The organism is Haloferax prahovense (genome assembly GCF_000723845.1).
Lineage (GTDB): Archaea > Halobacteriota > Halobacteria > Halobacteriales > Haloferacaceae > Haloferax > Haloferax prahovense.
Genome location: NZ_LK053000.1, coordinates 118,925 through 143,010 on the forward strand (window position 1 = coordinate 118,925; position 24,086 = coordinate 143,010).

Here is a 24,086-nt window from a genome sequence, read left to right on the forward strand (position 1 = left end):
TCGCCCGAACCGCGGTTCGCTGTTTGCGGTTCTATTCTCACGCTCGACGACCCGCGAGCAACGCCACCGCGCCGAGCCCCGCGACCGCGAGTGCGCCGAGCCCCGCGCCGAAGCCGGGGATTCCGGTGTCGGTCGTCTCATCGGTGGCGGTCGTCGACGCTGCGTCCTCGACGACGACGCCCTCGGCTTCCGCGAGCGCGTTCGACTCGTTACGGACCGAGACGGAGAACGTCGAGCCCGGCGGAATCTCCGAGAAGTCGAGGGTCGCCGAGAAGTTCCCGTCCTCGCCGACGGTGGCCTCGCTCGTCTTGAGGAACCGCGGGCTCGTGTCGCCGGCGGACTGGACGCGGACCGAGAGCGTCGTCCCCGCTTCGAGGTCGCTCGTCCCCCGAATCGTCGCGTCTTCGGCCTGCGTGACGGTCACGTTCCCGCCGGTCGTCGCGAGCGACACCGACGAGGCGTTCTGTGCTGCGGCCGCGGTCGTCCCGCCGACGAGCGCGGCGCAGACGACGGCGGCGACGACGAACCAACGGAGTCGGATTCGTTCGAACATGCCATCCGACACTACTCGAATCCGCGAAAAATAGTTACCCGAATGTCAAATAGCTCTTTGAGTTACCGGCGGCGCGCGGGCGATGACTCGTCCGGTTTCAGTTTTCCTCGATGGCGTCTATCACGACCGCACCGACGACGGCGAGTCGCGGGTCGATACGCTCGCGGTCCACGTCGATAGTGTACTTGTCCCGGAGAGAGAACTGCTCGCTCACCGCGCCGACCGGTTCGCCGGCCGCGTCCTCGATGCGGTACGAGAAGGGAATGAGCGTCGTGAGGAGCCGTCTCGCGACCGCCATCGGGACGTTGTCCTCGACGATTCGTCCCACGACGGAGCCGTCGGGGCCGAGCAGTTGGTAGGTGTGTTTGGCGAACGAGAACGCGCCGCGTTTGACCGCACCGACGCGCTCGCCGGTCCGACTGTCGACGATGTCGTAGGCGGCCGACACGTCGAGGACGCTGTCGGCCTTGACGCGGAAGCGCTCCTCACCGGTGTCGTGGTCGTTCAGCCGGAAGTCCTCTTTCAGCTTGAACTTCTTTTGCTTCGCCGAGAGGATGGGGTCGTCGCCCTCGTAGACGACGTACTTGTTGCTGATGGACACCTTCTGTCGGACCTCGTAGCGGGAACTGTCGAACACGACTCTCGATGGTCGCCGGGGTGGCTAAAACCCTTCTGGGGGACGACTTATGTCCCCGACGCGCGTACGGACGGACGGGCTCGTTCCCCCGCGAACGACGCCTACCGCGGCCTCGCCGCACCACACTTCACATGTCTCTCATCGACTTCATCCGGTCCGTGGAGGAATCGCAAGACGAATTCGACGTCGAACTGGAGGAGTTCGACGCCGACTCCGAACAGGAAGCCGTCGACGACGAGTCCTCGGGCGGCCGCTCGTACGGCCGGCTGTTCCTCGTCGCCTTGCTCCTCGTGGGCGTCGCCTACGCCGTCTCCCGGCTTCGCTCGTCGTCCGGCGACTCCTTTACCGACATCGCGCTCGCCGCCGACGACGCCGAGAGCGAGGCGGTGACCGACGACGACGCGGCCGACGACGAAGACGCCACGGTCACCGTCGAACACGACCCCGAAGACGAGACGGAAGACGCGGCGTCCGACGACGAAACTGACGAGGCCGACGGCGACGAAGCGGCCGATGCGGACGACGACGGCGCGGTCGAAGTCGAAATCGAGTCGCCCGGCGACGACGGCGACGAAGACGAGTAATCCCATTCGTGACGGCCGGCTGGCGGCGGCGCTCGCGGCCGCCGACGCCCGCCCGCGGTCGTCGAACAGCGGTACCGTGACCCGAACGGTGGTACCGTAACCCGAACGCCTTTTGGCCCGCGCCGCTTCCCTTCGGGCGATGAACACGCTGCTTTGGGTTCTCGCCGGTTTCATCGCCTACTCTCTCCTTGCGGCGCTGTTGCGTGCTCGCGGGATTCTCCCCGAGTACGTCCGCGTCCAAGGTCCGCTCACGACGGTCCACACCCGTCGCGGCCGCGAACTCCTCGACAGGCTCGCCGCCCCCAAGCGGTTCTGGCGGGCGTGGAGCAACGTCGGCCTCGGCATCGCCCTCGTCATCATGGCGGGGACGTTCGTCCTCCTCGTCTACCAGGCGGTCGTCATCCTCCAGAACCCGCCCGCGCCGACACAGGTGAACCAGCCGCAGAACTTCCTCGTCATCCCCGGCGTCAACGACTTCCTCCCGCTTTCGGTCGCGCCCGAGATTCTCTTCGGCCTCCTCGTCGGCCTCGTCGTCCACGAGGGCGGCCACGGTATCCTCAGCCGCGTCGAGGGTATCGACGTGGAGTCGATGGGCATCGTCCTCCTGACGATACTCCCCATCGGGGCGTTCGTCGAACCCTCCGAGGAGAGCCAGCGCCGCGCCGACCGCGGCGGCAAGTCGCGGATGTTCGCCGCCGGCGTGACGAACAACTTCGCCGTCACGCTCGTCGCGTTCGCCCTGCTTTTCGGCCCGGTCATCGGCTCTATCACCGTCGCGCCGGGAGTCGCCGTCTCCGGCGCGTACGCCGGCTCACCGGCCGACGTGGCGGGCATCTCGGGCGGCGACCGCGTGACCGCCATCGAGGGCACGCCGGTCAACACGACGCAGGAACTCGACGCCGCGCTCCTCGCGACCGACGCGGGAACGGTGTCGGTCGAGCTCGACGGCGAACGGACCGTCTCGGTCACGCGCGAACTCGTCGTCGCCGGCTCCGTCGAAGGCAACCCCGCGAACCTCACCGTCGAGTCCGGGAGCGACCCGATTCGCGTGACCGCAGTCAACGGGACCGCCGTCTCGACGCGCGCCGGCTTCGAGTCGGCCGTCGGCGACTCGCGGTTCGCCCGGCTCGACACCTCCGCCGGCGAGCGCACCATCCCGGTCGGTGCCTACATCACGAACGTCGCAGAAGACGGTCCGCTGTACAACGCCACGGGGACGACGCAACCCCTCATCGTCTCGTCGTTCAACGGCGAGCGAATCACCTCCTCGACGGAGTTGCAGGAGGCGCTCGACCGGACCGACCCCGACCAGACCGTCGCCGTCGAAGTCTACCGCGACGGCGGCTTCGAGACGGTGCAGGTGACGCTCGGCGAGAACCCGCAGGACGGAAACGGGTTCCTCGGCGTCAACATCTTCCAGGGGACGAGCGGCCTGCTCCTGACGGACTTCGGCACGCAGGAGTACCCCGCGGGGACGTACCTCTCGCTTCTCGGCGGTGACGGCGGCGACGGCGGCGGCCTCGGCAGCGCCTTCGCCGGGTCGCCCCTCCAGCTCGTCTACGTGTCGCTCCTGTTGCCCCTCGCGTCGGTCGTCCTCGGGATTCCGAACTTCCCCGGCTTCACCGGCGAGGTCATCAACTTCTACCAGGTCGGCGGCCCGCTCGGCTTCCTCGGCGGCGGCGTCTTCATCTTCGCCAACGTCCTGTTCTGGACGGCGTGGATAAACCTCCAGCTGGGGCTTTTCAACTGTATCCCCGGCTACCCGCTCGACGGCGGTCGCATCCTCCGGACCTCGACCGAGGCCGTGGTCTCGCGACTCCCGGTCGACGACCCCCACACCGTCGTCCGGACCATCACGACCTCAATCGGGCTCACGATGCTCGCGTCGCTCGTGCTCATGATATTCGGGCCGACGCTCCTCGGCTGAGCGCCTCGGCCACCCCGGGTCGGGGTCGACTCGCCTCCCTTCGACGGTTCCCGAACCGCGAAAACGACTCGCAACTTCAATACCGGATGACTCCCTAGGCCCCCGTATGGTAGAGGCCCCACAGACCGACGAGGGCTGGTTCGCGCTGCACGACTTCCGAACCGTCGACTGGGACGCGTGGCGTGACGCGCCCGACCGCGAGCGCCGCCGCGCAATCGAGGAGGGCGTCGCGTACCTCGACGCCCACGAGGCGGTCGAGGACGCCGAGGCGGGCGCGTCCGCCGTCTTCTCCGTGCTCGGCCACAAGGCGGACTTCGTGGTCGTCCACTTCCGGCCGACGCTCGACGACATCTCCCGCGCCGAACGGCAGTTCGAGCGGACCGCGCTCGCGGCCTTCACCGAGCAGCCGACCTCCTACGTCTCCGTCACCGAGGTGTCCGGCTACGTCTCGGACGACTACTTCGAGGGTAACGAGGAGGACATCGACACCGGGCTGCTCCGCTACATCGAGGGCAAGCTCAAGCCCGACATCCCGGAGGACACCTACATGTCCTTCTACCCGATGTCGAAGCGCCGCGGCGAGGAGCACAACTGGTACGACCTCTCGTTCGACGAGCGCCGCGACCTGATGTCCACCCACGGCGACACCGGCCGGAAGTACGCCGGGAAAATCAAACAGGTCATCGCCTCCTCGGTCGGCTTCGACGACTACGAGTGGGGCGTCACGCTCTTCGGCGACGACCCGACCGACATCAAGGACATCGTCTACGAGATGCGCTTCGACGAGGTTTCCTCGAAGTACGGTGAGTTCGGCCAGTTCTACGTCGGCCGGCGCTTCCCACCGTCGGACCTCGGCGCGTTCCTCGCGGGCGACGGCGTCCCGACCAGCGAGTTCGAAGACGAGTCCCACCACGACGCGCACGCGCACGACGAGGGTGGCCACCACCACGGCGGCGACGGCCACCATCACGGCGAAGGCGACGACGGCCACCACCACAGCGACGACGGCGGCGACGAAGCCGACGACGAGGACATTCGCGGTCAGCTCGAAGACCTGAACATCTACGCCGGCAAGCCCCACGGCGAGGACGTGTACGCGACGGTCCTCTACTCTGAGGCCGACGCCGACGAGCTGTTCGACGAGGTCGAGGGCCTCCGCGGCAACTTCGACCACTACCCGACGCACGTCAAGACGGCCGTCTACGAGGCAAACGAGCGCGGTCGGGTCGCCGTCGTCTCCATCTGGGAGACGGCGTCGGCCGCCGAGACCGCCGCGGGCTTCCTCTCGGAGCTTCCCGGCATCGTCGAGCGCGCTGGCGAGGAGTCCGGCTTCGGCACGATGGGGATGTTCTACACCGTCAAGTCCGAACACCGCGGCGACTTCGTCGAGAAGTTCGGCACCGTCGGTGGCCTCCTCGAAGAGATGGACGGCCACTTCGACACGGACCTGATGGTCAACGTCGAGGACGAAGACGACATGTTCATCGCCAGCCAGTGGCGCTCGCAGGACGACGCCATGGAGTTCTTCCGCTCCGACGCGTTCCGCGACACGGTCCAGTGGGGCCGCGACGTGCTCGCGGACCGCCCGCGACACGTGTTCTTAGCGTAACTCCGCGACCATCGGGAGCGGGGTGAGGAACCCCCATCGGGGGTGACGAACCTTTTCGTCCAGGTTTTGCCAGCGAGCGGAGCGAGCGCAGGAAAAGGTGGCGTGTACGTGCTCGCGGACCGCCCGCGACACGTCTTCCTCGCCTAACGCGGCCGAAAACCAGACGCGGCTTTTTTCACGCGAGCGCGGCGCGAACGTCCCGGAACTTCGGGCGGACCTTGTCGGTACCGACGTTGTACGCGAAGTACAGCGCCACCGCGCCCATCACGACCGCCCACGCGGCGATTTCGACGTTGCCCTGTTCGAAGGTGACGAGCGCGAAGCGCTCGATGTACGCGCCGGCGAGCGAAAGCCCCGCACTCCCGAGACTGAAGACGAGAAGTTCGAGGAGCTCCGGAAGCAGGTCGACGAGTGAACTACGCATGGTCGTCCAGGACTCGGTCGAGTGTTGTGTCTCTTTTGGTCCCGGCACACGGGGTCGCCGGCGAGGCGCGCTCCGACTCCGACTCGGTCACCGGTCGCCGCGGCCGTCCCGGAGTCCGGCCAACCACCGGCTCGTCAGTTCCGCTCGAAGGCCCGCTCTCTCGCGTTTCCGGAGGGCGACTGCGACCCGGCGACGTAGCTCTCGGTCTCGACCAGTTTGTCGAGGCGGCGCTCGAACTCCTCGTCGGAGAGGTCGCCAGCCGCGTAGCGCTCTCGCAGGCGCTCGATAGCAGATTCGTCGTCAACGGGGTCGTAGGCGGCTCCGTCGGCCGTCTGAGTCCATTCGTCTTCGCCGCCGGAGTCGTCACGGAAGCGACGCAGGACGCGCCGCCCGCCGTAGGCCAGCACCGCCGTCGACGGGGCGACGGCGAGGAACCAGACGACCGCGAGATGCGCTTCGAGCCCCGCCATCAGCGCGATGAGCAGTATCCACACGCCGGTGACCACGCCCAAGAGCGGTGGACTTCGGGCGACGACGCGGGCCTCGCGGGAGAGTGCCGAACCGAATCGTTCGAGGACCATCGGTCGAAGGTGTCTCTCGAAATACAAAAAACTGCGTGAGCGGGGCGGGTTAGTTTCCGTTGCCGTTGCCGTCACTGCGTCCCGGATTGTCGTCGTTGTCGTTTCCGCCGCTCCCGCGGCCGGGACCACCGGTACCGTTCCCCGGGTTATCGGCGTCGTCGCCGTCGGGGTCGTTCCCGTGGCCGCGGTCGTCGTCCTCGGGCGTGTAGACGTACAGGCAGTCGTTCTTGTACGAGCGGCCGAACTGGTCGGCGTCCTCGCAACAGAGTACGCGGCCGTCGTCCATCACGGCGAGGTTGTCGACGTTGATGAGCGCGTCGTCGGCGACGGCGGCGGGGTCGCTCGCGTCGGGGCCGACGATGACGGGTTCGAGCGTCGAGACGTTGTAGTCGGACTCCAGTTCCGCGCGGTAGACGACGCCGCCGTCGACCCGCTGGAGCTGGAGTTCGCCGGTGGCGTTCGACATGTCGTCGTTGAGTTCGGAGATGCCGAAGTAGACGTCGTCGCCGGGTTCCGCGCCGTCGACGCTGTCGATGCCCTCGGCCTTGTTGAACTCGATGGTCGCGCCGATTTCCTTCGCGGCCGCCCGGGTTTCGAGGAACGGGACGTGCCGGAGGTCGTCGTCCACGCCGTCGGGACCGTACCACTCGTACTGCTTGCCCCACTCCACGATTTCCTCGTCGGTGACGTAGTCGCGGTTGCCGTTCTCGACGACCTCCCTGTCGGCCGCTTCGAGGAGGTCGGCGGTCACCTCGTCGCCTTCGGACCAGTCGGTGTGAGTTCCGAGGTAGTCGGCCTGTGTGACGTCGTCGTACTCCGCAATCCACGCCGCGACCTCGTTGTTGGTGGCGTGACCGAGCTTCAGCCACTCGAATTCGAGGTCTACGTCGGCCGGGGGCGCGGCCTCGGCCTCGTCGTCGTTCGTCACGAGCGGGGCGTAGAGCGTCCCGGCGAGGCCCATCGGGTCGTCGTAGCTCGGAATCGGCTCGTCGGCGACGAACTTGTAGACGCCCTTGCTGTCGCCGTCGGAGGCGAGGTAGACCGTCCGCTCGTCGGACTGCACGTCCGGACACTCCCACGCGGCCCGGCCCATGACGTAGTACTTGACGGGTTCGGGGGTCTCGGCGGCCGGTTCGCGGAAGTCGACGATGTAGCCGTAGCGGTACGGGTTCGGGTACACGTCGCCGATGGGCGTCAGGTCGTTGCCGTCGGCGGATTGGTCGACCGGCTCTGCGCCGAGGTAGTACGCGAGGAGTTCGACGCCGGCGACCGCCCAGTAGCTCTGGACGAACCACGAATCGTCGTCGTAGTAGTCGTCGACCGCGGACTGAATCTCGGTCGGGTTCGGTCGGTTCCAGAACTCGTGTGCGCCGCGGAGTCCCTCGCCGGTGCCCTTCTCGACGATGTCGCTCACGGTCGCGGTCAGCGAGACGCGCGGGTGGGCGTAGTTCTCCTCGGCCGACAGCATCGTGTTCCACGGGCTCAGGTCGCCGTAGCAGTTGATTCGCGTCCCGCCGAGTTCGCGGAGCGCCTCGGTGTTCGCGAGGTTCAGCGCGTTTTCGAGGTCGGCCTCCCACGAGCCGTCGTCGTCGTCCTGACTGAGTGGAATCCGCGAGACGTTGCCCGGACTCGCCTCCCAGTTGGTAAACAGATAGCCCTCGGTTCCCTCGTCGTTCGTGGCGACGAACTGGTTGCAGTCGGGGGTGTAGCCGGCGTCGGCGTACTTCGACCCGCTGAACTGGCCGCTTGTGATGTTCGTCCCGTCGGGGGTCTGTGGGACGCCGAGGAGCTCCGACCCGCCGTTGATGGCGTCGCCTTCGCGGGCCAGCATCTCGTAGTCGCCGGCGGCGGACCGGACCGCGCGCCGCTCTTCGTTCGTCTCGGGCGTCGATAGCTCGTCGAAGTCGCTCTCGCCGTCGAACGAGAACTGGAAGCCGGAGAAGTAGCCGATGGCCGCCTTGTCGTAGGGCGCGGGGTTCTCGCGGTCGGGGTGCTGGAGGCTGTAGAGGAGCGACCCGTCGTCGAAGACGAACGGCCCCGTCACCTCGGCCCCGAACGCCGTCGTCGAAAAGCGCTTGAGCTCCCCCCGCACGAGCGGTGCCCGCGGCGTGTTCGGGTCGTCGGGTTCCGCCGCCTGACCGACGCCTGCCACGCTCGCTCCCAGCGCGGCGGCGACGGACGATGCCATGAGAGTTCGTCGAGTGAAGTCGACCATGCGACCGAAGAAGCGAAACCGGCCCCCGTGTAGGTTTATATGACAACAGGGTTGCAATACTGTCCGGAAGAGAGCGGTCTGTTGATTATATATCGGTCCTGACTTGACACCCGACCGACGCGTCGTCCGCGACGGAGTTCCCCTCGCGTTCGAGCGCCTCGGCCCCCTCCCGAATCTCCTCGGCCCGTCGTCGGACGGCCGCGGCGTAGCGCTCGATTCGCGCCCGTTTTTTGCCGTAGAACGACGCCACCCAGTCGGCGTCGGCGTAGGGTTGCGTCAGAAAGTACGCCGCGAGCGTATCGCGGCCCGCTTGGATGACTTCGGGCGGCACGCCGCGGTCGCCCGTTCCGTCCTCGACGAACCCGTTCACGTCGAAGTACACGTCGGCGTAGAGCGCGGCGGTGTCAGGGTCGTCGAACTCGCGGCCCGCGTGGTCGGGGGCGCGGAAGCCGTACCGGCGACCGTCTCCGTCCGGGTCGTCGTACTCGACGATGCGGACGCCCAACGGGTGGGTTCTGTACGCGCGCTCCGACTGCCTCTCGGTGGGATGGGATGCTGAATTCGACATGTTCGAGCGGGTCGGCCCGGCGCGAGCGCGCCGCGGCGACCGTACCGGTCGAGTTCGGCGGCGGCGGTGTAGTAGGCTGCTAAGTGCGATATATATCGAAAGGGAGCCCTCGTGAGCGTCAGAAGTGAGTCGCGACAGAACGGAACGTCACCGAGGTCGACCGCGGACGCGCCGTTAGCGCCCGTTTCGGACGTAGTCCACAGCGCCGACGACGCCGGTGAGGAGCGTCAGCGCTATCCAGCGACCGGCGTCGTCGCCGCGCTTCTTGGCGTCGAGGCTGACCAGCCACGCGAGCGCGACGTGGGCGACCGCGGTGACGCCGAGGAGGGTTTTCAGGCGACCCATCAGGCTTCGTTGCGCGCGCCTTTCGCGACGCGCTTGTCGAGGCCGGCCGCGCGGATGTCGTCCCCGTCGACCGACGAGCGGAGCGCGTCCATGCCGTCGAAGCGGTCGATGCCGAAGTTGTCCGCGTACAGTTCCTCGACGCGGGTTAGCTCCTCGTCGGTGAGCTTCGGCACGTCGGAGGCCTTCGCCCACTCGTCGATGTCGTCTTTCGTGCGGAACGTCGGCGTGACGGCCGCGGTCTCGTCGTAGCCGAGGAGGTAGGCGATGGACGCCTGCGCCATGGTCCGCTCGCCGTCGCGTTCGAGGAAGCGGAGTTGTTCGAGCTTCTCCCAGCCCGTCTCGTACCACTCGTCGGGGCGGAAGCCGCGGTGGTCGCCGGAGCCGAGTTCGGTCTCCGGGCGGACCTGCTCGTTCAGGAGGCCCGAGGAGTGCGGCACGCGGGCGATGAGGCTCGTCGAGGAACCGGTCTCGCGGATGGTGTCGAGGAAGTGGTTGCCCACGTCCTGTTCGAAGGCGTTCCAGACGATTTGGAGCGCGTCGAACTCCTCTTCGATGGCCATGTCGCCTTCGGCCAGCCAGCCGATGGAGGGGCCGAGCGCCCAGCCGGTGGCCTTGATGAGGCCCTCCTCTTTGAGTTCGTCGAGGGCTTCGAGCACGTCGGGCGTGACTTCGTCGACGTTCGCGTTGTGGAGTTGCAGGAGGTCCACGTACTCCATGTCGAGGCGTTCGAGGCTCTTTTCGGTCGCCTCGCGGACCCACTCGCCGGTTATCTCCTTGGGGAGTTCGCCGTGACCGGCCTGCGGGTTGTTGTAGAAGTCGTAGCCGATTTTGGTGGCGACGGTGACCTCGTCGCGGTAGTCGGCGAGCGCTTCGCCGACGACCTCCTCGGAGTGGCCGTGGCCGTACACGTCGCCCGTGTCGAAGAAGTCGATGCCCCGGTCGATGGCGTGATGGAGCATCTCGATGGAGTCTTCGTCCGAGCGGTCGCCCCACCAGTCGGTCCCGACGACCCACGCACCGAAGCCGACCTCGCTGACTTCGATTCCGGAGGTGCCGAGTTCGCGGTAGTGCATGGCCGGCCCTACGGATTGGGGCGACTTATTGGGTGTGTTTTGTTTCCGTCTCGTGGGAATCCCCGGCGTGGGCGGCGCTCGCGTCCCGCGCTCGGCCTCCGGGCGCTGTGTGAATTTGCTCGCCACCGAGTGAATCCGCAGATTCATGCACGGTGATGCCGAACCACGCCAGCAATGGACGTGATCCCGGTTCGAGTCGGATTTCTCTTCGCGACCGAACTCACGGAGGAACAGCGAGTGGCGTTCGAGTGGGCCGAGTCGATAGCGAGCGTCGAAACAATCTCCCTCGACGCCGTCGCAACCGGGGAGACCGACCTTTCCGAGTTCGACGTGCTGTGGTGGCATTCTGACCGCCACGTCGACGCCGACGTGCGTGCCCTCGCGGCCGAGTGTGTGCCCGCACTGGACGCGTACCTCGCCGACGGCGGCGGACTCCTCCTGACGCTCAACGCCCTCTCGGCGGTCGACGCGCTGGGAATCGACCCCGTCGCGCCCGACGCGGTCGGGACCGAGAACTCGCCGCACCCGACCGGACTGCTGACGAAGTCCATCCACGCGGACCACCCGCTGTTCGACGGGTTCGATACGCTGGGCGTCCACCTCCAACCACCCGAAGCGCCGCGCCCCTTCGCCCGGTACGAACACGTCCTCCCCGAGAACGGGCAGGTCCTCGCCAGCACGCTCCACGGCGACGACTTCCTCGTCGCGCTCAAGTCCGTCGTCGCGTGGGACCGCTGCGCGGGCGCGGTCTACGGTATCGGTGCCGAAGTCGCCTTTCTCACCCACCACGGCAACGACTTCGAGACGATGGGCGCGAACGAACACCTCCTCCGCAACGCGCTCGCGGTCCTCGGCGGCCCCGCCCACCGCAGACCGGCGTTCACCGACCGCCCCGCCGACGCCGAGGGGTTCGCCGCGATGCGCGAGCGACTCGGCGACGACCATCTCCGACCCCGGTACCACCTCGCCGGCCCCGCAAACTGGCTGAACGACCCGAACGGCGTCATCCAGCACGACGGGACCTACCACCTGTTCTACCAGTACAACCCCGGCGGACCGTTCCACGGGTCGATTCACTGGGGCCACGCGACCAGCGAGGACCTCCTGCACTGGACGGACCGACCGGTCGCGCTCGCGCCGGACCCGGACGGTCCGGACCGCGACGGCTGTTGGTCCGGGTGCGCCGTCGTCGACGACGAGGGCGTGCCGACGATTATCTACACGGGCGGCCGCGACCACCACCAGCTTCCCTGTCTGGCGACGACGAGCGACCCGCTGCTCCGGTCGTGGGACAAAGCGCCCGACAATCCCGTCATCGAGACGCCCCCGGACGACCTCGACATCCTCGGGACCGACGACTGGGCCGCGGAGTTCCGCGACCACGCCGTCTGGAGGGTCGGCGACGACTGGTACCAGCTCATCGGCTCCGCAATCGCGGCGGTCGGCGGCGTCGCGCTCCTCTACCGCTCGCCCGACTTGCGCGAGTGGGAGTACGTCGGCCCGCTCCACTCCGGTAGCGAGGGTCACGGAACCGTCTGGGAGTGTCCGGAACTCCTCGACTTCGGCGACCACCAACTGCTGCACGTCTCGAACTACGAGGACGTGCGCTACTTCGTCGGCACCGCCGACCTCGACGCCCCGGAGTTCGCGGTCGAACGCGAGGGCCTGCTCGACTACGGCGACTTCTACGCCCCGCAGTCGACCGTCGTCGACGACGGCCGGACGCTCGCGTGGGGGTGGGTCAAAGAGACCCGCGGCGTCGACGCGCAGTGGCACGCCGGCTGGTCCGGGTTGCTCTCGCTCCCGCGCGAGCTTTCGGTGAACGCCGACGGCGAGTTCCGACAGCGACCCGCCGGAGAACTCGCCACCCTCCGCGGCCGTCACGTCGAACTCGACAGGCACGCACTCGACGCCGACGAGCACGCGTCGCTCGACCTCTCGGGCAACGCCTACGAACTCGCCGTCGACGTCGCGGTCGACGGCGACGGGGCGTTCGAACTCGGGCTGTTCGAGTCGCCGGCGCTGGGCGAGCGGACCGTCCTCCGGTACGACGGCGACCGCGTCACGGTCGACCGCGGGCGGAGCACCCGAGCCCACGACGCGGACCGAGAGCCCCGCTCGATGCCCGTCGAAGGCGAGTCGGTGTCGCTCCGCGTGTTCGTCGACTGTTCGGTCGTCGAGGTGTTCGCCGACGAGCAGCGCTGTCTGACGACTCGGGTCTACCCGACGCGCGCGGACGCCGACGGCGTCTCGGTCACGGTCCGACGCGGCGAGGGCGGCGGTCGGGTCGACGTCCGCTCGCTCGACGCGTGGGAACTCGACGCGACGTTCGAGGCGCGAAAACGAGAGTGACCGCCGCGTTCGTTCAGTAGTCGCCGCCGCGAGTGGCGTCCCCGTCTCGCACCCACCACGGCGTCGGGAGCGTTTCGCGGGGGAGCGGCAGGTGCCCGTGGCCGAGCGTCCCGAGGACATCCGTCTCGTCGCCGTCGAGAGCGACCCGGACGGTCGGCGCGAGCGTGCCGCCGAACCGGCGCTGCTGTTCTTCGGGCGGGAGGAGTCCCACGTCGTCGAGGCTCGGTCGGTCGTAGTCGAAGTAGTTGAAGAACGACGAGACGAGGAGGTCGTCGCCGTGGTCGTAGACGAGCCACGAGTACGCCTGGAAGGGCGCGCCTTTCGGGTTCGTGAGAACCATCCCGTGGCCGTTCAGGGGTTCGTAGTCGCCCGCGAGGTCGTCGGCGACGAACCCGTAGAGGGCATCGTAGCCCGTCAGGCCGGGCGCGAACGTGTGGACGTGGCTGGAGACGAACAGGTGGTACGTCCCGTCGCGGACGACGAGGTGCGGGCGCTCCAGTTCCTGATTGACGCAGACGGCGTCGAGAAGCGGCGGCCGGAGTTCGAAGTCGGTCGGGTCGCCCGTCGGCGAGTGGGCGATGCCGACGCTCCCGTTGAACTCCTCCCAGACGGGGTCGTCGCACTCGCCGGCACCCTCGGGGACGGGCGTGTTCGCCTCGAAGAGGAGGTACGTCTCGCCCGACGCGGGGTCCTCGAAGAACCACGGGTCGCGGAAGGTGTATATCATCCCGCGCGACTGGTCCTCGCGCTCGTACCAGTCGCCGTCCGGCGTGAGGATGATTCGGTGGTCCCACGACCCCTCGATGCTGAATCCGGCGTCGTCGGTGCGGACGGTCCCCCCGGTGGCGACTGCGATGCGCTGGGTGTAGGTCAGTTCCTCGGCGCCGTCCTCTCCGGCCGCGGTGTAGTAGAGATAGACGTCGCCGCCGTCGCCGTCCGGGTCGTACATCGCCGACCCGGCCCACTGACGCTGGCCGAGCGCGCCGCCGTCGAAGACGACGCCGCCGGTGGTCCACTCCTCGCCGTCCCGGGAGTAGAAGTAGCGAATCGTCGCCACGTCGTGGCGCTTGCCGGGGAGGAGGTCCGACGACGACGTCAGCGAGAAGACGACGCGGTAGCCGTCGATTTCGGCGACGGAGCCGTCGCGGTTCCGGAGGAACCACGTGTCCCAGATGTGCAGGTCGTCGTCCAGTCGCTCGTCCGGGGGGTAGATGATCGGCGCGACGTTCGAGTCGTCGCGGCGGAGGCTTTCGGCGTGTTCCCGCGTCCACGCCGGAATCCCTTCTCTGAATTTTTCACTCATTATCGTGTAAACTCGGGCAACTGTGATAGGTTTCACCATTCGTATCACCCATCGGAGAGACGCCCCACTCGGTCCGTTTCGGGTTCCGTTCGCCACTAGCGACGGGCCGAACCTGTCTCATCAGACACGCACCAGACGACCGAAACCAGCTAATATTGCCCGGAGGAGGCCTGACGCGGGGTTCGCACAACCGAATCCCTTTGAATCTCGACGGCTTACGACGGTGCAATGACGAAGGTCCACGTTTCGCTTCCGGCGGACGCCGAGGAAGGCCTCCAGGCGTTCATCGACGAGGTCGACGGCCGCCTCGCCTCGGACGAAGACACCTGCACGGTCGTTCGGGACACCCTCGTCGACCTGTTCGGCGACCGCGAGGCGTGGGAGCGCTGGCAGAACGGCAAGCCTGTCTCGCCCGCGACGCGGGTCCGACTGCAGGGGTACGACCCTTGCAACGCGACGCTCGAAGCCGAGTACTACGCCGAGAAGGACGACGAGAAGTTCAAGCGCTCGAAGCACCTCCAGTGGCTCTGGCGGCAGTTCGACGCGACGCCGATGGCCGACAACGTCGCCTTCGCCCTCCGATTCCGACAGATGCTCGCCAACCACCTCTTCGAGGAGGCCGGAGACAGCCTCCGCATCTTCAAGGGCGTCACCTTTTCGTACGGCCACAACATCTCCGTCGGCGACAACACGGTCATCCACGACGACGTGCACCTCGACGACCGCGGGAAACTCACCATCGGCGACCGCGTCTCCATCTCCGACAGCGTCCACATCTACAGCCACTCCCACGACACCGTCGACCAGACCGAGGTCAGAAACTACCACACGACCGTCGGCGACGACGCGCGCATCACCTACGACGCGATGGTGAACGCCGGCGTTTCGGTCGGCGAGAACGCCATCGTCGGGGCCCGGTCGGTCGTGCAGGGTGACGTGCCCGCCCACCACATCGCGGTCGGCTCGCCCGCCAAGAGCGTGAAAGTAAAGCCCGGCTTCGAGGACGCGGCCGAACCGCTCGACGTCGGCGGCGAGCGCCGCGCCGACGAGCGCGAGATTCCCTACGAGCTCCCCGACGACCTCGACGCCTTCGACGAGTTCGACCGCGACCTCGACGGACCGGTGGATTCTCACCGACGCGAGTAACTCCTTTTTCAGTGCGAGACCGCCGCGCCGGCATCGCCCGCGACCACCGTCGAGAGCGTCAGCAGACCCGTTCGACCGAAGAACCGATATAGCATGCTAACGTAAGTCAATGTGTGATGGACATCTGGGGTTGGATCGTCGTCTACGCCCTCGGGTTGACCCTGCTCCAGCTCCTGGTCTATCGGTACCTCGTCAACGGCGGTGAGCCGACGATGGGCGAGGGGGCCGGTCGGGACTCCGCCCGGACGGACCGCTACGCCCACCCCGAAATCGCGGCGTCGTTCGACGACGGCTCGCAGGCCGGCGTGCAGACGACGCCGACGGGCGAGCGCATCTGCCCGAACTGCGGGGTCGAAAACGAGGCCGACACCACCTTCGACCTCTGCTGGAACTGCACCCGACGGCTCCGGTGACAACTCGCGGCCGAGCCCGTTTTACCAGCCCTCGACTAACTACGCGTATCATGGCCGACGACGACGAACTCCACGGCGAAATCGACGCGCTGGCCCGCGACATCGAGCGGGCGATTCTCGAATTCGACTCGGCCCTCGAACGCCACGCGATGCTTCGGCAGACCGCCCGTGAGCCAGTGTTTCGCTCCGAATCGCCGGAGCTCGACGACGTGCAGAACCTGTTTTTCTGAGCCGGTGAGGCGGGTTACTGTTCGAAGAAAGTGAGCAGCAACGCGACGGCGATGTAGACGCCCGCACCGAGCAGCGCGAGCGGGGCCGGCTGACCGGTCCAGCCGACTGCGTCGGTGTACATCTGGAACGTGAGTAACAGCGCGAGCACCATCAGCCAGCGCCGAATCGACAGGAGGGCCGCTTCGATTTCCATGTCGTTCCGTTCGAACAACTGTCAGTAAAACCGGCTGTTCGCCGACCGGGACTGAGCAAACCGAAGGTTTGCGAAGGTCGGTCGGCAAACGACCGCAGGGAGTACCGTGAGTGAAACGAACGGTACGTCGGTGAGACTCTGTCTCACCGGAAATGCGCCGACCGGGAATTGAACCTGAGCCAGACGTTCCTCCTCGCGTTGCTCGTCGGCTGCGACTGGCAGGGTTCAGATTCCCTGCGAATTTCGTCTCACTACGTTCGACAGAAATGCGCCGACCGGGAATTGAACCTCACTCGCAACGCTCCGCGTTGCTCGCTGCTTCAATTCCCTCGGGGCGTATCTCTTCACGCCACGGGACTCGGAGCCGTTCGGCTCCTCGTCTGGTTCCGTTCAGAAGATGCGCCGACCGGGAATTGAACCCGGGCTCCGAGCTTGGGAAGCTCGTGTCCTACCACTGGACCATCGGCGCGCTTCGCTTGCGCCCCTGACTCGACTTCGCTCCGCTCGGTCGACCATCGGCGCTCATTGCATTCGCCCCGTGGCTGACTTCACTTCGTTCAGTCACCCATCGGCGCTCACATTCTTCGCCCCGCGCGTTGTCTCACTCCGTTCGACAACACATCGGCGCGCTTCGCTTTGAACCGCTTTCCGAAGCAAAAATCCGTAGATTGCGGGGGCACTTGAACGTAGCGCTTCACCCCATCACAGCCCCGCGAAAACTGGACGGCCGTCCATTGTTTTCGCGTGACACGTGACTATTTGGGCCCCCGGTCCCAACCGGCGCTCATGACATCCGTCGACGTTCTCTCGGAGGACGCCCCGTTCGACCTCCTGTTCTCCGAAGCGGAACTCGAAGCGCACCGCGAACACATCACGACCTTCATCGAAGACACCGTCGAGGCCGCCGGAGCCGACGGGGCCGTCCTCGGCCTGTCCGGGGGCATCGACTCGACGCTCACCGCCTTCCTCGCCGTCGAGGCGCTCGGAAAGGAGAATCTCCACGGGCTCGTCATGCCGAGCGTGGCGAACGCCGAGGACATGATGAGCGACGCCGAGGGGGTCGCCGAGATGCTGGGAATCGAGTACGACGTGGTCGAGATTCAGCCCATCGCCGAGACGTTCTTCGACACGTTCCCCGAGGCGGCCGACGACCGCATGGCCGCCGGGAACGTCTACGTCCGCACGCGGGCGGTGCTCAACTACTTCGTCGCCAACCACGAGAACCGCATCGTGCTCGGGACGGGCAACCGCGCCGAGGCGATGACCGGCTACTTCACGAAGTACGGCGACCAGGCGGTCGACTGCAACCCCATCGGGAACCTCTACAAACAGCAGGTCCGCCAGCTGGCCGCCCACGTCGGCGTGCCGGAGGAACTCGTGTTACAGACGCCCTCGGCCGAGATGTGGTCCGGCCAGACCGACGAGGGCGAACTGGGGCTCACCTACGACGCGCTCGACGCGATTCTCGCGCTCCACGTGGACGGCCCGCTCTCGAAGTCCGCGACGGTCCGCCACCTCGGCGTGACCGAAGCACAGGTCGACCGCGTGGTCGACCTCGTCGCGGGGAGCGCCCACAAGCGGTCGATGCCGCCCGCGCCGTCGGCGCTCGACGTGTAACCAGCCGTCGAATCGCTCCGTTCGCAGCACTCACTTTTCGCGCGACGCCGCGATGTCGTCGACGTTCGCCCGGTGAAGCTCGGCGAAGCCGGCGGCTTCGCGTTCGAGTCGCGCCTCCCGCCCGTCGCGGTCGCGCAGTCGTTCCTTGATGATTCGGAGCGACCGATGGTCGTTGTCGGCCATCGAGGCCGCGACCGCGCGCGGGTCGTCGACGATTCGGGAGACGAGGCCCATTCGGAGCGCCTCGTCGGCGTCGACGACGCGACCCGAAAGCGAGAATTCGAGGGCGTGACCCTCGCCGACGACCCGCGGGAGGCGGACGGTCCCGCCCCACGCGCCGAACAGCCCGAGTCGGACGCCCGGTTCGCCGAGGGTCGCCCGCGGGGTGGCCACCCGCACGTCGCAGGCGAGCGCGAGTTCGACGCCGCCGCCGCGGGCCGCGCCGTCGATGCCGGCGACGACGACCGATTCGGCGGCTTCGATGGCGTCGGCGACTCGTTGGCCCCGTTTTGCGAACGCCTCGGGGTCGTCGAGGTCGGCGACGCTGTCGAGGTCCGCGCCGGCGCAGAACGCCGGGCCGCTCCCCCGGAGGAGGACCACCGGCGCGTCGGCCTCGACGACCGCGGTTTCGAGGGCGTCGAGGTCGGTCGGTCTGAGCGCGTTCCGCCGCGCCGGGCGGTCGATGGTCACGACCCGGAGGTCGCCGTCGTCCGTCGTCCGTATCATACGCCCGTTGTGCCGTGGTTTTCCAAAGGTCTTTGCCCTCCCAACCGTAAGTCTCGGCCGATGGACGACGCCGTGCGAGCCCGCGAGGCCGCGCGCGAGGCCCTCTCCGATATCGAGCCCGAGGCCCTCCGTGCGGCGCTGGACGAACGCCTCGACGCCGCCTCCCTGACGCCGGCAGTGCTCACGTTCGTGAGCGCGCGGGCCGTCGAACCGAAGGTCGACCTGAACGGGATGGCCTCCCGCGCGGCCGGAGTGCAACTCATCTACGAGGGCCTCCGGCTCACCCGGTCGCTCGCCCACGACGAGCCGTGGACGCATCTCGAGAGCCCCGAGGAGGACACCGACGCCGACCTCGACATCCTCGCGGCGGACGTGCTCGTCTCGCGCGGCTTCTACCTCCTCGCCCGAACCGAGGCCGCCGACCACGCCGTCGAGACGGTTCGCGCCTTCGGCCGCGACCAGACTCGCCGCCGCTCGGCAGACGAAGCGGCACGCCCGGAGCTCGACGGCGAACTCGAAGTGAACATCTGCACGCTCGCTGTCGTCGCCGGCACCACGGCCGTCGGCTCGGCCCCGCCGACCGCCCTCGTGGAGTACGCCGCCGGGCTGGCCGATACCCACGACGGCGACTTCCCCCCGGCCGACGAGACCGTCTCCGAGGGGACCGTCGAGCGCATCGCGGCCCTCTACCGAGGCGGCGGTGGCGACGACGCGGTTACCTCCGCGGCGGACCGCTAATCGACATACGCTACCACGGTTCCGGGTCGGTTCGAATCGAAACCCCTAAAGAGTAACCCGGACAACCAAGGAATGCCTGCCTGGGTAGCTTAGCGGTAAAGCGCGTCCTTGGTAAGGACGAGACCCCGGGTTCAAATCCCGGCCTAGGCTCTTCTCGAAATCCAACTGTTGAGAGAGGCGTCTCGTCGCCGAGCAGTTGTTGGATTCCAGTTGAGACTGACACGTCTCACTCGCATGCTCATTCCTCCCAGTCCCACCACTCCCCACCACTCGCGGAACCCAACACATTCGCCTTCGAATACTGCGCAGCCTCGTCTTCGGTCAACGCCGTCGCCCACGAGACCCGCTCGCCCTCTGCACCCGGGTCTCGACTGTCGTACTCCGCGTATTCGACCGTCTCCTCGGCTTCCGGGCGCGACCAGTTGTGCCAGCCGGCGGGGATGACGTGCGAGTCCATCCGCGCGCGAATAAACGCGGTCCGGGCGTGATTCCGCCACGGCCGGCCGAGATACACCTCGGAAACGTCGGGGTCGGCGGTCAGTTCGCAGTCGAGAAAGACGAAGCCGAAGGGCTCGTCCGCCGGCGTCGAGGCCGCCGTCACGTACGAGTCGGCTTTCGAGTGGACGCGGCAGTCCTCGAAGACGGCGGTCGCACCGCCGAAAATGAAGTCGGTCGTCCCCTCGACGTAGCAGTCCGAGAAGTACTGGCACGCCCCCTCGCCGGCGGCGTAGATGGTGTCTTGGTGGCCGAGGAAGCGACAGTTCTCGAAGACCGCCCGGTCGGCATCCACGTGGAGCGAAACGGCCTGTCCGACCGGGCCGGCGCTGTTCTCGACGGTCAGGTCGCGGGCACGGAAGTCGTTGCCGCGGACCTTCAGCGTGTAGGTGAAGAAGGTGCTGTTGCGCCCGCGGTCGATTTTCTCGAAGTGGTCGTCGTAGGTGATGACCGTCCCCTCGGCGCTCTCGCCGACGAGGGTGATGTCGGGGTTCCACGCGTGGACTTCGACCTTCTCGTCGTACACGCCGTCTCGGACGAGAATTCGGATTCGCTCCGGCGGGAACGACTTCGCACCGTCGATGGCGGCCTGAATCGTCTCGTAGTCGCCGGTGCCGTCCTTCGCGACGACGTAGTCGTACTCGTCGGGGTCGTCGGCCTCGGCGAGCGTGCCGAGCAGTCCGACGGCGACGCCGAGCGAAATCAACGCGAGGATGAGAGGCGCGAGCATGGCACGTACGTAACGTGCCGCCGATATACGCTTGGGGGATAGCGGAGGAACTCACGGTCGGGCTGGGAACGGGAACGGGAACGGGAACGGGCCACCGCTTACCCGCAGCACCCCACACGAATGTTCACGATAGACATTTACACGCACGCGATGTCGCACTGAGTCATGAGACGGCTTTCGCGGTTCGGACCGACCCGCGTCCGGTGGGCGCTCTGGGCGCTCCTGACGACGGGCTTTCTCCTCGTCAGCTTTCATCGCGTCACCTCGGCGGTCCTCGCCGACGACCTCGCGCGGACGTTCGACACGACCGGCGCGGAGCTCGGCATGCTCCACGCCTCCTTTTTCTACATCTACGCCGGCCTGCAGCTCCCGGCGGGCATCCTCGTGGACCGCGCGGGGTCGCGTCGAGTCGCCGCCGGTGGACTCGCCGTGATGGCGCTCGGCGTCTTCGGCTTCGCGCTCGCGCCGACCTACGGGGTGGCGTTCGCCTCGCGGGCGCTCCTCGGCCTCGGCGGGAGCGTCCTCTACACGGCGACGCTTCGATTCCTCGCCAACTGGTACCGGCCGAACGAGTTCGCCACGATGACCGGGTGGACCGTCGCCGCGGCGGGCATGGGCGGCGTGCTGGCGACGACGCCGCTCGCGGTCGCAATCGACTCGGTCGGCTGGCGTTCGGTCCTCCTCGGGGTCGGCGTCGGCGGCGTCGGCCTCGCCGTCGTGACGTACCTCGCGGTCCGCGACCGGCCGCGAGACGCCGGATTCGAACCCCTCGACGGCGTCCGCCCGCCCGCGTCGTCGGTCGAACTCGGGACGGTCGTCGAGAACACGAGGCGCGTCCTCCGCGAGGGCGAGACGTGGCTGATGGGGACGATGCTGTTTCTGGTCTTGGGCACGAACTTCACCGTCACCGGCCTGTGGGGCGTGCCCTACATCGCCGACCTCTACGACGTGTCGGTCCGGACGGCGTCGCTTTTCGTCTTCGTCGGTAACGTCGGCTTCCTCCTCGGGTCGCCCGTCCTCGGGACGCTCTCGGACCGCATCGGCTACCGCACCGAACTCATCGTCGCCTCCTGTGTCGTCTTCACCCTCGCGTACGGACTCGTGTTCCTCCTCGTGACGCCGCCGCTCCTCGTGGTCGGCGTCCTGCTGTTCTCGGCGCTGTTCGTCATGGGCGGGGCCGTCATCGCCTTCACGGTCGCCAAGGAGCGCCACGACGCCACCGCGAGCGCGACGGTCACGGGCGCGATAAACAGCATGGGATACTTCGGCGCGGCGCTGTTTCCGGCGGTGATGGGTCTCGCCCTCGACGCCTACTGGACGGGCGAGACGGTGGCCGGCGCGCGGGTCTACACGCCGACCGGCTACCGCGTCGCGTTCGGCATCGCCACCGCCGCGGGCGTCGTCGCGGTGTGCTGTGCGTACCTGCTCCATCGGCGGGAGTCCCGTGCCGATGCGGCCCCGTCGCCGACCGCGAAACCGACCGACTGAGCCGCGCGTTCGCCGAGAACATAGCCACCTCAGCCGTCGTACCGCGCTAACACGAACGGGTACTGGCTCCCCAGCTCGTCGTCCACGACGAACTCCGCTTCGACCGCGAACCCGGTCGAATCGAGCGTCTCGTAGGTCTCGTCGATGTCGGGGAAGCTCCAGCGCATCTCGACGCCGCTGTCGAGCCAGTCGGGGTTCGACCCGGTCCACGCCTCGCCGCCGACGGTCGAAAGCAGGGTGCCGCCGGGCCGGAGGACGCGGGCGAACTCCGCGAACACCCGCTCGTGTTCGGCCACCGGAACGTGGATGACGGAGTAGAACGCGCAGACGGCGTCGAAGGAGTCCGACCGGACCGGAAGTGCGGTCATGTCTCCCTGTGCGAACCGCGCCGCCGGCACGTCTCGGCGGGCGCGGCGCAGTTGCTCGCGGGAGAAGTCGACGCCGACCACGTCGAAGTCGGCCGCGAGGGCGTCCGTCACGGGCGTTCCCTGCCCGCAGCCGGCGTCGAGCACCCGCGCGTCCGGGTCGAGGGCGTCGGCAAGTTCGTCGAGCACCGCGGGTGCGTCGTCGCTCCGCTGGTCGAGGTAGTCGTCGGCAAGGCGGTCGTACGCATCTCTGACGGCGCATCGTTGGTCTGTCATTCTGGAACTCGGGTGAGTTCGACCGCGCGGCCGTCAGATAAGTGTCTTGTCCCGGTCGGCCCTCTCGCGGGCTGTCGGGTCGAGACGCAAGCGACGCTGAAAAAACGGAGAATCGGCGGTCGAGACGCCTCGAAAACGGGAGTCGCTTACCGGAGGTCGCGGACGAACCGCTCCGGCACGTAGTCGACGACGTGGTCGGGTATCGCCGCGACGGCGGTCTCCGCGATGGCGACCATCGGTTTCCGGAGCAGGACGTAGACGCCGGAGACGGCGACCGCGGCGATGACGAGCGTCTCCGCGAGGCCGTCGAAGGCGAGGACCGGCGGGACGGCAAAGGCGAGCGTCAGCGCGAGGTCCTCGGGCGCGCCGTCGTAGCGAATCAGGCGCTTCGGAGCGAGCCACCGGCCGTTCCAGTGGTCGTAGACGGCGCGCTCGGAGGTGCCGAGCCACGGCTTGAGTTCGAGGCCGCCGCCGAGCACGTCGGACGCGGAGTGGAGCGCGGCCGCCGCGAGGAACAGCGCGACGGCGAGCGTCGTGGTCGTCGGGTTCAGCGCGGCGACCGCTACCGCGGGCACGGCGAGCGCGCTGAAGTACACGGGGAAGTGGAGGGTCTTCCGGTGGCCCGCGTACAGATCGAAGTCGGGGAACAGGCCGCCGAGTGCGGCCGCGAGCACCGGGAGCATCCCGGCCTCGGGGACCAGCGCCCACACGGCGGTGCCGAGGACGACACCCGCGAGGGCGTGAGTGGTGGCCATCATCGATGGGGCGTATGCAATCTGGAGGAAAAACGATGTCGGTGGTCGTGCTAGCTAGACTCACGGTCGAATTTAGGCTGCTCAGGTCGTAGCACACCGCGATGGTCCCCAGTCGAATCGAGCGACTCGCGGGGCGGGCGATTCAGGCCATCATCGTGTGTATCTTCCTCGTCGGTCTCTACACGCGGAACCTGAGCGTCACCGTCAACGCCGTGCTCGCGCTGGCGGCGACGTTCCTCCCCGCGGTGCTCCGCCGCGACTGGCAGATTCGACTCCACCCGCTTCTCGGCCTCTGGCTGGCGTTGGCGGTGTTGCTCCACGCCATCGGCATGCTCGGCCCGTACCACTACATCGACTGGTGGGACCACGTCACCCACACGCTCTCGGCGACCGTGGTCGCGGCGGTCGGCTACGTCACCGCGCGGGCCGTCGACGAGTACACCGAGACCGTCTACCTCCCCGACCGCTTCATGTTCGTCTACATCCTGCTTTTCACGCTCGCGGCCGGCGTGTTCTGGGAGGTACTTGAGTTCGGTGCGCGACTCGCCGCCGACGCCGTCGGCTCGGAGGCCGTCCTCGTTCAGTACGGTCTCGACGACACTATCGTCGACCTCGTCTTCGATACGGTCGGCGCGGTGCTCGTCGCCCTCTTCGGGACGCCGTCACTCGCGGACACCATCGATTCGGTCACGGAGCGACTCGAACGGACTCGACCCTGACGGGGGCCATCTTTTAGCCATCC

Annotated in this window: 25 protein-coding genes and 2 tRNA genes; 12 read left to right on the forward strand and 15 right to left on the reverse strand. The window is 67.6% G+C overall.

Translation table 11 applies throughout. The annotated features are described in order from the left end of the window. Nucleotides 1-37 precede the first annotated feature (37 nt). Together BN984_RS00590 and BN984_RS00595 are read right to left on the reverse strand one after the other, a co-directional pair. The gene (locus tag BN984_RS00590; protein WP_008096542.1) at nucleotides 38-553 is read right to left on the reverse strand and encodes a BGTF surface domain-containing protein; all 516 of its coding nucleotides are present in this window, start codon (nucleotides 551-553) and stop codon (nucleotides 38-40) included. A gap of 97 nt (nucleotides 554-650) precedes the next feature. Next, a complete protein-coding gene (locus BN984_RS00595; protein ID WP_008096540.1) occupies nucleotides 651-1,190 on the reverse strand; it encodes an LURP-one-related/scramblase family protein in 540 nt (179 codons plus the stop codon). A 131-nt stretch (nucleotides 1,191-1,321) separates the two neighbouring features. Here BN984_RS00595 and BN984_RS00600 point away from each other — a divergent pair, with 131 nt between their 5' ends. The 3 genes from BN984_RS00600 (at nucleotide 1,322) to BN984_RS00610 (ending at nucleotide 5,310) form a co-directional block, all read left to right on the forward strand. Further along, complete coding sequence (locus BN984_RS00600) at nucleotides 1,322-1,774, forward strand: hypothetical protein (protein WP_049967403.1); 453 nt, start codon at nucleotides 1,322-1,324, stop codon at nucleotides 1,772-1,774. 139 nt (nucleotides 1,775-1,913) lie between these two features. Further along, entirely contained in the window at nucleotides 1,914-3,701 is a 1,788-nt protein-coding gene (locus BN984_RS00605) for a site-2 protease family protein (RefSeq protein ID WP_008096536.1), read from the forward strand. A gap of 106 nt (nucleotides 3,702-3,807) precedes the next feature. Then, nucleotides 3,808-5,310 (forward strand): heme-binding protein, encoded by a 1,503-nt coding sequence (locus tag BN984_RS00610; RefSeq protein ID WP_049967404.1) that lies wholly within the window; start codon nucleotides 3,808-3,810, stop codon nucleotides 5,308-5,310. Nucleotides 5,311-5,485: 175 nt separating this feature from the next. Here the strand turns inward: BN984_RS00610 and BN984_RS00615 are convergent, their stop codons facing one another. The 6 genes from BN984_RS00615 to BN984_RS00635 all read right to left on the reverse strand — a co-directional run bounded on the left by BN984_RS00615 (nucleotide 5,486) and on the right by BN984_RS00635 (nucleotide 10,516). Continuing rightward, nucleotides 5,486-5,734 (reverse strand): hypothetical protein, encoded by a 249-nt coding sequence (locus tag BN984_RS00615; RefSeq protein ID WP_008096533.1) that lies wholly within the window; start codon nucleotides 5,732-5,734, stop codon nucleotides 5,486-5,488. Nucleotides 5,735-5,868: 134 nt separating this feature from the next. Further along, on the reverse strand, nucleotides 5,869-6,315 hold the full coding sequence (locus BN984_RS00620; protein ID WP_049967405.1) for an SHOCT domain-containing protein: 447 nt from the start codon (nucleotides 6,313-6,315) through the stop codon (nucleotides 5,869-5,871). A gap of 49 nt (nucleotides 6,316-6,364) precedes the next feature. Beyond that, on the reverse strand, nucleotides 6,365-8,530 hold the full coding sequence (locus tag BN984_RS00625; protein ID WP_081909146.1) for an alkaline phosphatase PhoX: 2,166 nt from the start codon (nucleotides 8,528-8,530) through the stop codon (nucleotides 6,365-6,367). 85 nt (nucleotides 8,531-8,615) lie between these two features. Continuing rightward, complete coding sequence (locus BN984_RS00630; protein WP_049967406.1) at nucleotides 8,616-9,098, reverse strand: hypothetical protein; 483 nt, start codon at nucleotides 9,096-9,098, stop codon at nucleotides 8,616-8,618. Between the two features lie 174 nt (nucleotides 9,099-9,272). After that, the gene (locus BN984_RS19565; RefSeq protein ID WP_004976399.1) at nucleotides 9,273-9,443 is read right to left on the reverse strand and encodes a hypothetical protein; all 171 of its coding nucleotides are present in this window, start codon (nucleotides 9,441-9,443) and stop codon (nucleotides 9,273-9,275) included. Beyond that, nucleotides 9,443-10,516 carry an aldo/keto reductase gene (locus BN984_RS00635; RefSeq protein WP_008096529.1) on the reverse strand — a complete coding sequence of 358 codons (1,074 nt, stop codon included), beginning with the start codon at nucleotides 10,514-10,516 and terminating at the stop codon, nucleotides 9,443-9,445. The genes BN984_RS19565 and BN984_RS00635 overlap by 1 nt, the downstream gene beginning before the upstream one ends. Before the next feature lie 174 nt (nucleotides 10,517-10,690). On the opposite strand from BN984_RS00635, the gene BN984_RS00640 reads away from it, so the two are divergent. Then, nucleotides 10,691-12,868, forward strand: coding sequence for a GH32 C-terminal domain-containing protein (locus BN984_RS00640; RefSeq protein WP_049967407.1), 2,178 nt, complete (start codon nucleotides 10,691-10,693; stop codon nucleotides 12,866-12,868). Nucleotides 12,869-12,881: 13 nt separating this feature from the next. Here BN984_RS00640 and BN984_RS00645 read toward each other — a convergent pair whose 3' ends face one another. Further along, on the reverse strand, nucleotides 12,882-14,171 hold the full coding sequence (locus tag BN984_RS00645) for a glycoside hydrolase family 68 protein (RefSeq protein ID WP_049967408.1): 1,290 nt from the start codon (nucleotides 14,169-14,171) through the stop codon (nucleotides 12,882-12,884). Nucleotides 14,172-14,399: 228 nt separating this feature from the next. Between BN984_RS00645 and BN984_RS00650 the strand changes: the two genes are divergently transcribed. The 3 genes from BN984_RS00650 (at nucleotide 14,400) to BN984_RS00660 (ending at nucleotide 15,960) form a co-directional block, all read left to right on the forward strand. Continuing rightward, complete coding sequence (locus BN984_RS00650; protein ID WP_008096526.1) at nucleotides 14,400-15,317, forward strand: acyltransferase; 918 nt, start codon at nucleotides 14,400-14,402, stop codon at nucleotides 15,315-15,317. Between the two features lie 116 nt (nucleotides 15,318-15,433). Beyond that, entirely contained in the window at nucleotides 15,434-15,730 is a 297-nt protein-coding gene (locus BN984_RS00655) for a DUF7577 domain-containing protein (protein ID WP_008096524.1), read from the forward strand. 50 nt (nucleotides 15,731-15,780) lie between these two features. Beyond that, nucleotides 15,781-15,960, forward strand: coding sequence for a hypothetical protein (locus BN984_RS00660; protein ID WP_004976393.1), 180 nt, complete (start codon nucleotides 15,781-15,783; stop codon nucleotides 15,958-15,960). A gap of 14 nt (nucleotides 15,961-15,974) precedes the next feature. On the opposite strand, the gene BN984_RS00665 is transcribed toward BN984_RS00660, so the two are convergent. After that, nucleotides 15,975-16,154, reverse strand: a complete 180-nt coding sequence (locus BN984_RS00665; RefSeq protein WP_049913676.1) for a hypothetical protein — start codon at nucleotides 16,152-16,154, stop codon at nucleotides 15,975-15,977. A gap of 398 nt (nucleotides 16,155-16,552) precedes the next feature. Then, nucleotides 16,553-16,623, reverse strand: a tRNA-Gly gene (locus tag BN984_RS00670). Nucleotides 16,624-16,940: 317 nt separating this feature from the next. Here BN984_RS00670 and BN984_RS00675 point away from each other — a divergent pair. Further along, on the forward strand, nucleotides 16,941-17,771 hold the full coding sequence (locus BN984_RS00675) for an NAD+ synthase (protein ID WP_008096520.1): 831 nt from the start codon (nucleotides 16,941-16,943) through the stop codon (nucleotides 17,769-17,771). A 30-nt stretch (nucleotides 17,772-17,801) separates the two neighbouring features. Here the strand turns inward: BN984_RS00675 and BN984_RS00680 are convergent, their stop codons facing one another. Beyond that, nucleotides 17,802-18,497: an enoyl-CoA hydratase/isomerase family protein gene (locus tag BN984_RS00680; protein WP_008096518.1), complete on the reverse strand. Its 696-nt coding sequence runs from the start codon at nucleotides 18,495-18,497 to the stop codon at nucleotides 17,802-17,804. A 60-nt stretch (nucleotides 18,498-18,557) separates the two neighbouring features. Here BN984_RS00680 and BN984_RS00685 point away from each other — a divergent pair, with 60 nt between their 5' ends. Together BN984_RS00685 and BN984_RS00690 are read left to right on the forward strand one after the other, a co-directional pair. After that, nucleotides 18,558-19,235, forward strand: coding sequence for a DUF7114 family protein (locus BN984_RS00685; RefSeq protein WP_049967409.1), 678 nt, complete (start codon nucleotides 18,558-18,560; stop codon nucleotides 19,233-19,235). A 78-nt stretch (nucleotides 19,236-19,313) separates the two neighbouring features. Further along, a tRNA-Thr gene (locus BN984_RS00690) sits at nucleotides 19,314-19,385 on the forward strand. Between the two features lie 88 nt (nucleotides 19,386-19,473). Here BN984_RS00690 and BN984_RS00695 read toward each other — a convergent pair. Continuing rightward, entirely contained in the window at nucleotides 19,474-20,460 is a 987-nt protein-coding gene (locus BN984_RS00695) for a pectinesterase family protein (protein WP_049967410.1), read from the reverse strand. Nucleotides 20,461-20,625: 165 nt separating this feature from the next. Here BN984_RS00695 and BN984_RS00700 point away from each other — a divergent pair, with 165 nt between their 5' ends. Continuing rightward, nucleotides 20,626-21,948 (forward strand): MFS transporter, encoded by a 1,323-nt coding sequence (locus BN984_RS00700; RefSeq protein WP_008096516.1) that lies wholly within the window; start codon nucleotides 20,626-20,628, stop codon nucleotides 21,946-21,948. A 29-nt stretch (nucleotides 21,949-21,977) separates the two neighbouring features. On the opposite strand, the gene BN984_RS00705 is transcribed toward BN984_RS00700, so the two are convergent. Then, nucleotides 21,978-22,589, reverse strand: coding sequence for a class I SAM-dependent methyltransferase (locus tag BN984_RS00705; RefSeq protein ID WP_008096515.1), 612 nt, complete (start codon nucleotides 22,587-22,589; stop codon nucleotides 21,978-21,980). Between the two features lie 146 nt (nucleotides 22,590-22,735). Then, nucleotides 22,736-23,347: a metal-dependent hydrolase gene (locus BN984_RS00710; RefSeq protein WP_172795736.1), complete on the reverse strand. Its 612-nt coding sequence runs from the start codon at nucleotides 23,345-23,347 to the stop codon at nucleotides 22,736-22,738. Between the two features lie 98 nt (nucleotides 23,348-23,445). On the opposite strand from BN984_RS00710, the gene BN984_RS00715 reads away from it, so the two are divergent. Further along, on the forward strand, nucleotides 23,446-24,063 hold the full coding sequence (locus BN984_RS00715; RefSeq protein WP_049967411.1) for a hypothetical protein: 618 nt from the start codon (nucleotides 23,446-23,448) through the stop codon (nucleotides 24,061-24,063). The last annotated feature ends 23 nt before the right edge of the window (nucleotides 24,064-24,086 follow it).

Bases quoted from the DNA above. Each gene is read 5' to 3' on its own strand.
- BN984_RS00680 (WP_008096518.1), bottom strand. From the start codon at position 18,497: ATGATACGGACGACGGACGACGGCGACCTCCGGGTCGTGACCATCGAC.
- BN984_RS00640 (WP_049967407.1), top strand. From the start codon at position 10,691: ATGGACGTGATCCCGGTTCGAGTCGGATTTCTCTTCGCGACCGAACTC.
- BN984_RS00600 (WP_049967403.1), top strand. From the start codon at position 1,322: ATGTCTCTCATCGACTTCATCCGGTCCGTGGAGGAATCGCAAGACGAA.
- BN984_RS00715 (WP_049967411.1), top strand. From the start codon at position 23,446: ATGGTCCCCAGTCGAATCGAGCGACTCGCGGGGCGGGCGATTCAGGCC.
- BN984_RS00650 (WP_008096526.1), top strand. From the start codon at position 14,400: ATGACGAAGGTCCACGTTTCGCTTCCGGCGGACGCCGAGGAAGGCCTC.
- BN984_RS00645 (WP_049967408.1), bottom strand. From the start codon at position 14,171: ATGAGTGAAAAATTCAGAGAAGGGATTCCGGCGTGGACGCGGGAACAC.
- BN984_RS00710 (WP_172795736.1), bottom strand. From the start codon at position 23,347: ATGATGGCCACCACTCACGCCCTCGCGGGTGTCGTCCTCGGCACCGCC.
- BN984_RS00660 (WP_004976393.1), top strand. From the start codon at position 15,781: ATGGCCGACGACGACGAACTCCACGGCGAAATCGACGCGCTGGCCCGC.
- BN984_RS00610 (WP_049967404.1), top strand. From the start codon at position 3,808: ATGGTAGAGGCCCCACAGACCGACGAGGGCTGGTTCGCGCTGCACGAC.
- BN984_RS00620 (WP_049967405.1), bottom strand. From the start codon at position 6,315: ATGGTCCTCGAACGATTCGGTTCGGCACTCTCCCGCGAGGCCCGCGTC.
- BN984_RS00615 (WP_008096533.1), bottom strand. From the start codon at position 5,734: ATGCGTAGTTCACTCGTCGACCTGCTTCCGGAGCTCCTCGAACTTCTC.
- BN984_RS00685 (WP_049967409.1), top strand. From the start codon at position 18,558: ATGGACGACGCCGTGCGAGCCCGCGAGGCCGCGCGCGAGGCCCTCTCC.
- BN984_RS00675 (WP_008096520.1), top strand. From the start codon at position 16,941: ATGACATCCGTCGACGTTCTCTCGGAGGACGCCCCGTTCGACCTCCTG.
- BN984_RS19565 (WP_004976399.1), bottom strand. From the start codon at position 9,443: ATGGGTCGCCTGAAAACCCTCCTCGGCGTCACCGCGGTCGCCCACGTC.
- BN984_RS00695 (WP_049967410.1), bottom strand. From the start codon at position 20,460: ATGCTCGCGCCTCTCATCCTCGCGTTGATTTCGCTCGGCGTCGCCGTC.
- BN984_RS00630 (WP_049967406.1), bottom strand. From the start codon at position 9,098: ATGTCGAATTCAGCATCCCATCCCACCGAGAGGCAGTCGGAGCGCGCG.
- BN984_RS00635 (WP_008096529.1), bottom strand. From the start codon at position 10,516: ATGCACTACCGCGAACTCGGCACCTCCGGAATCGAAGTCAGCGAGGTC.
- BN984_RS00665 (WP_049913676.1), bottom strand. From the start codon at position 16,154: ATGGAAATCGAAGCGGCCCTCCTGTCGATTCGGCGCTGGCTGATGGTG.
- BN984_RS00700 (WP_008096516.1), top strand. From the start codon at position 20,626: ATGAGACGGCTTTCGCGGTTCGGACCGACCCGCGTCCGGTGGGCGCTC.
- BN984_RS00605 (WP_008096536.1), top strand. From the start codon at position 1,914: ATGAACACGCTGCTTTGGGTTCTCGCCGGTTTCATCGCCTACTCTCTC.
- BN984_RS00590 (WP_008096542.1), bottom strand. From the start codon at position 553: ATGTTCGAACGAATCCGACTCCGTTGGTTCGTCGTCGCCGCCGTCGTC.
- BN984_RS00705 (WP_008096515.1), bottom strand. From the start codon at position 22,589: ATGACAGACCAACGATGCGCCGTCAGAGATGCGTACGACCGCCTTGCC.
- BN984_RS00625 (WP_081909146.1), bottom strand. From the start codon at position 8,530: ATGGTCGACTTCACTCGACGAACTCTCATGGCATCGTCCGTCGCCGCC.
- BN984_RS00655 (WP_008096524.1), top strand. From the start codon at position 15,434: ATGGACATCTGGGGTTGGATCGTCGTCTACGCCCTCGGGTTGACCCTG.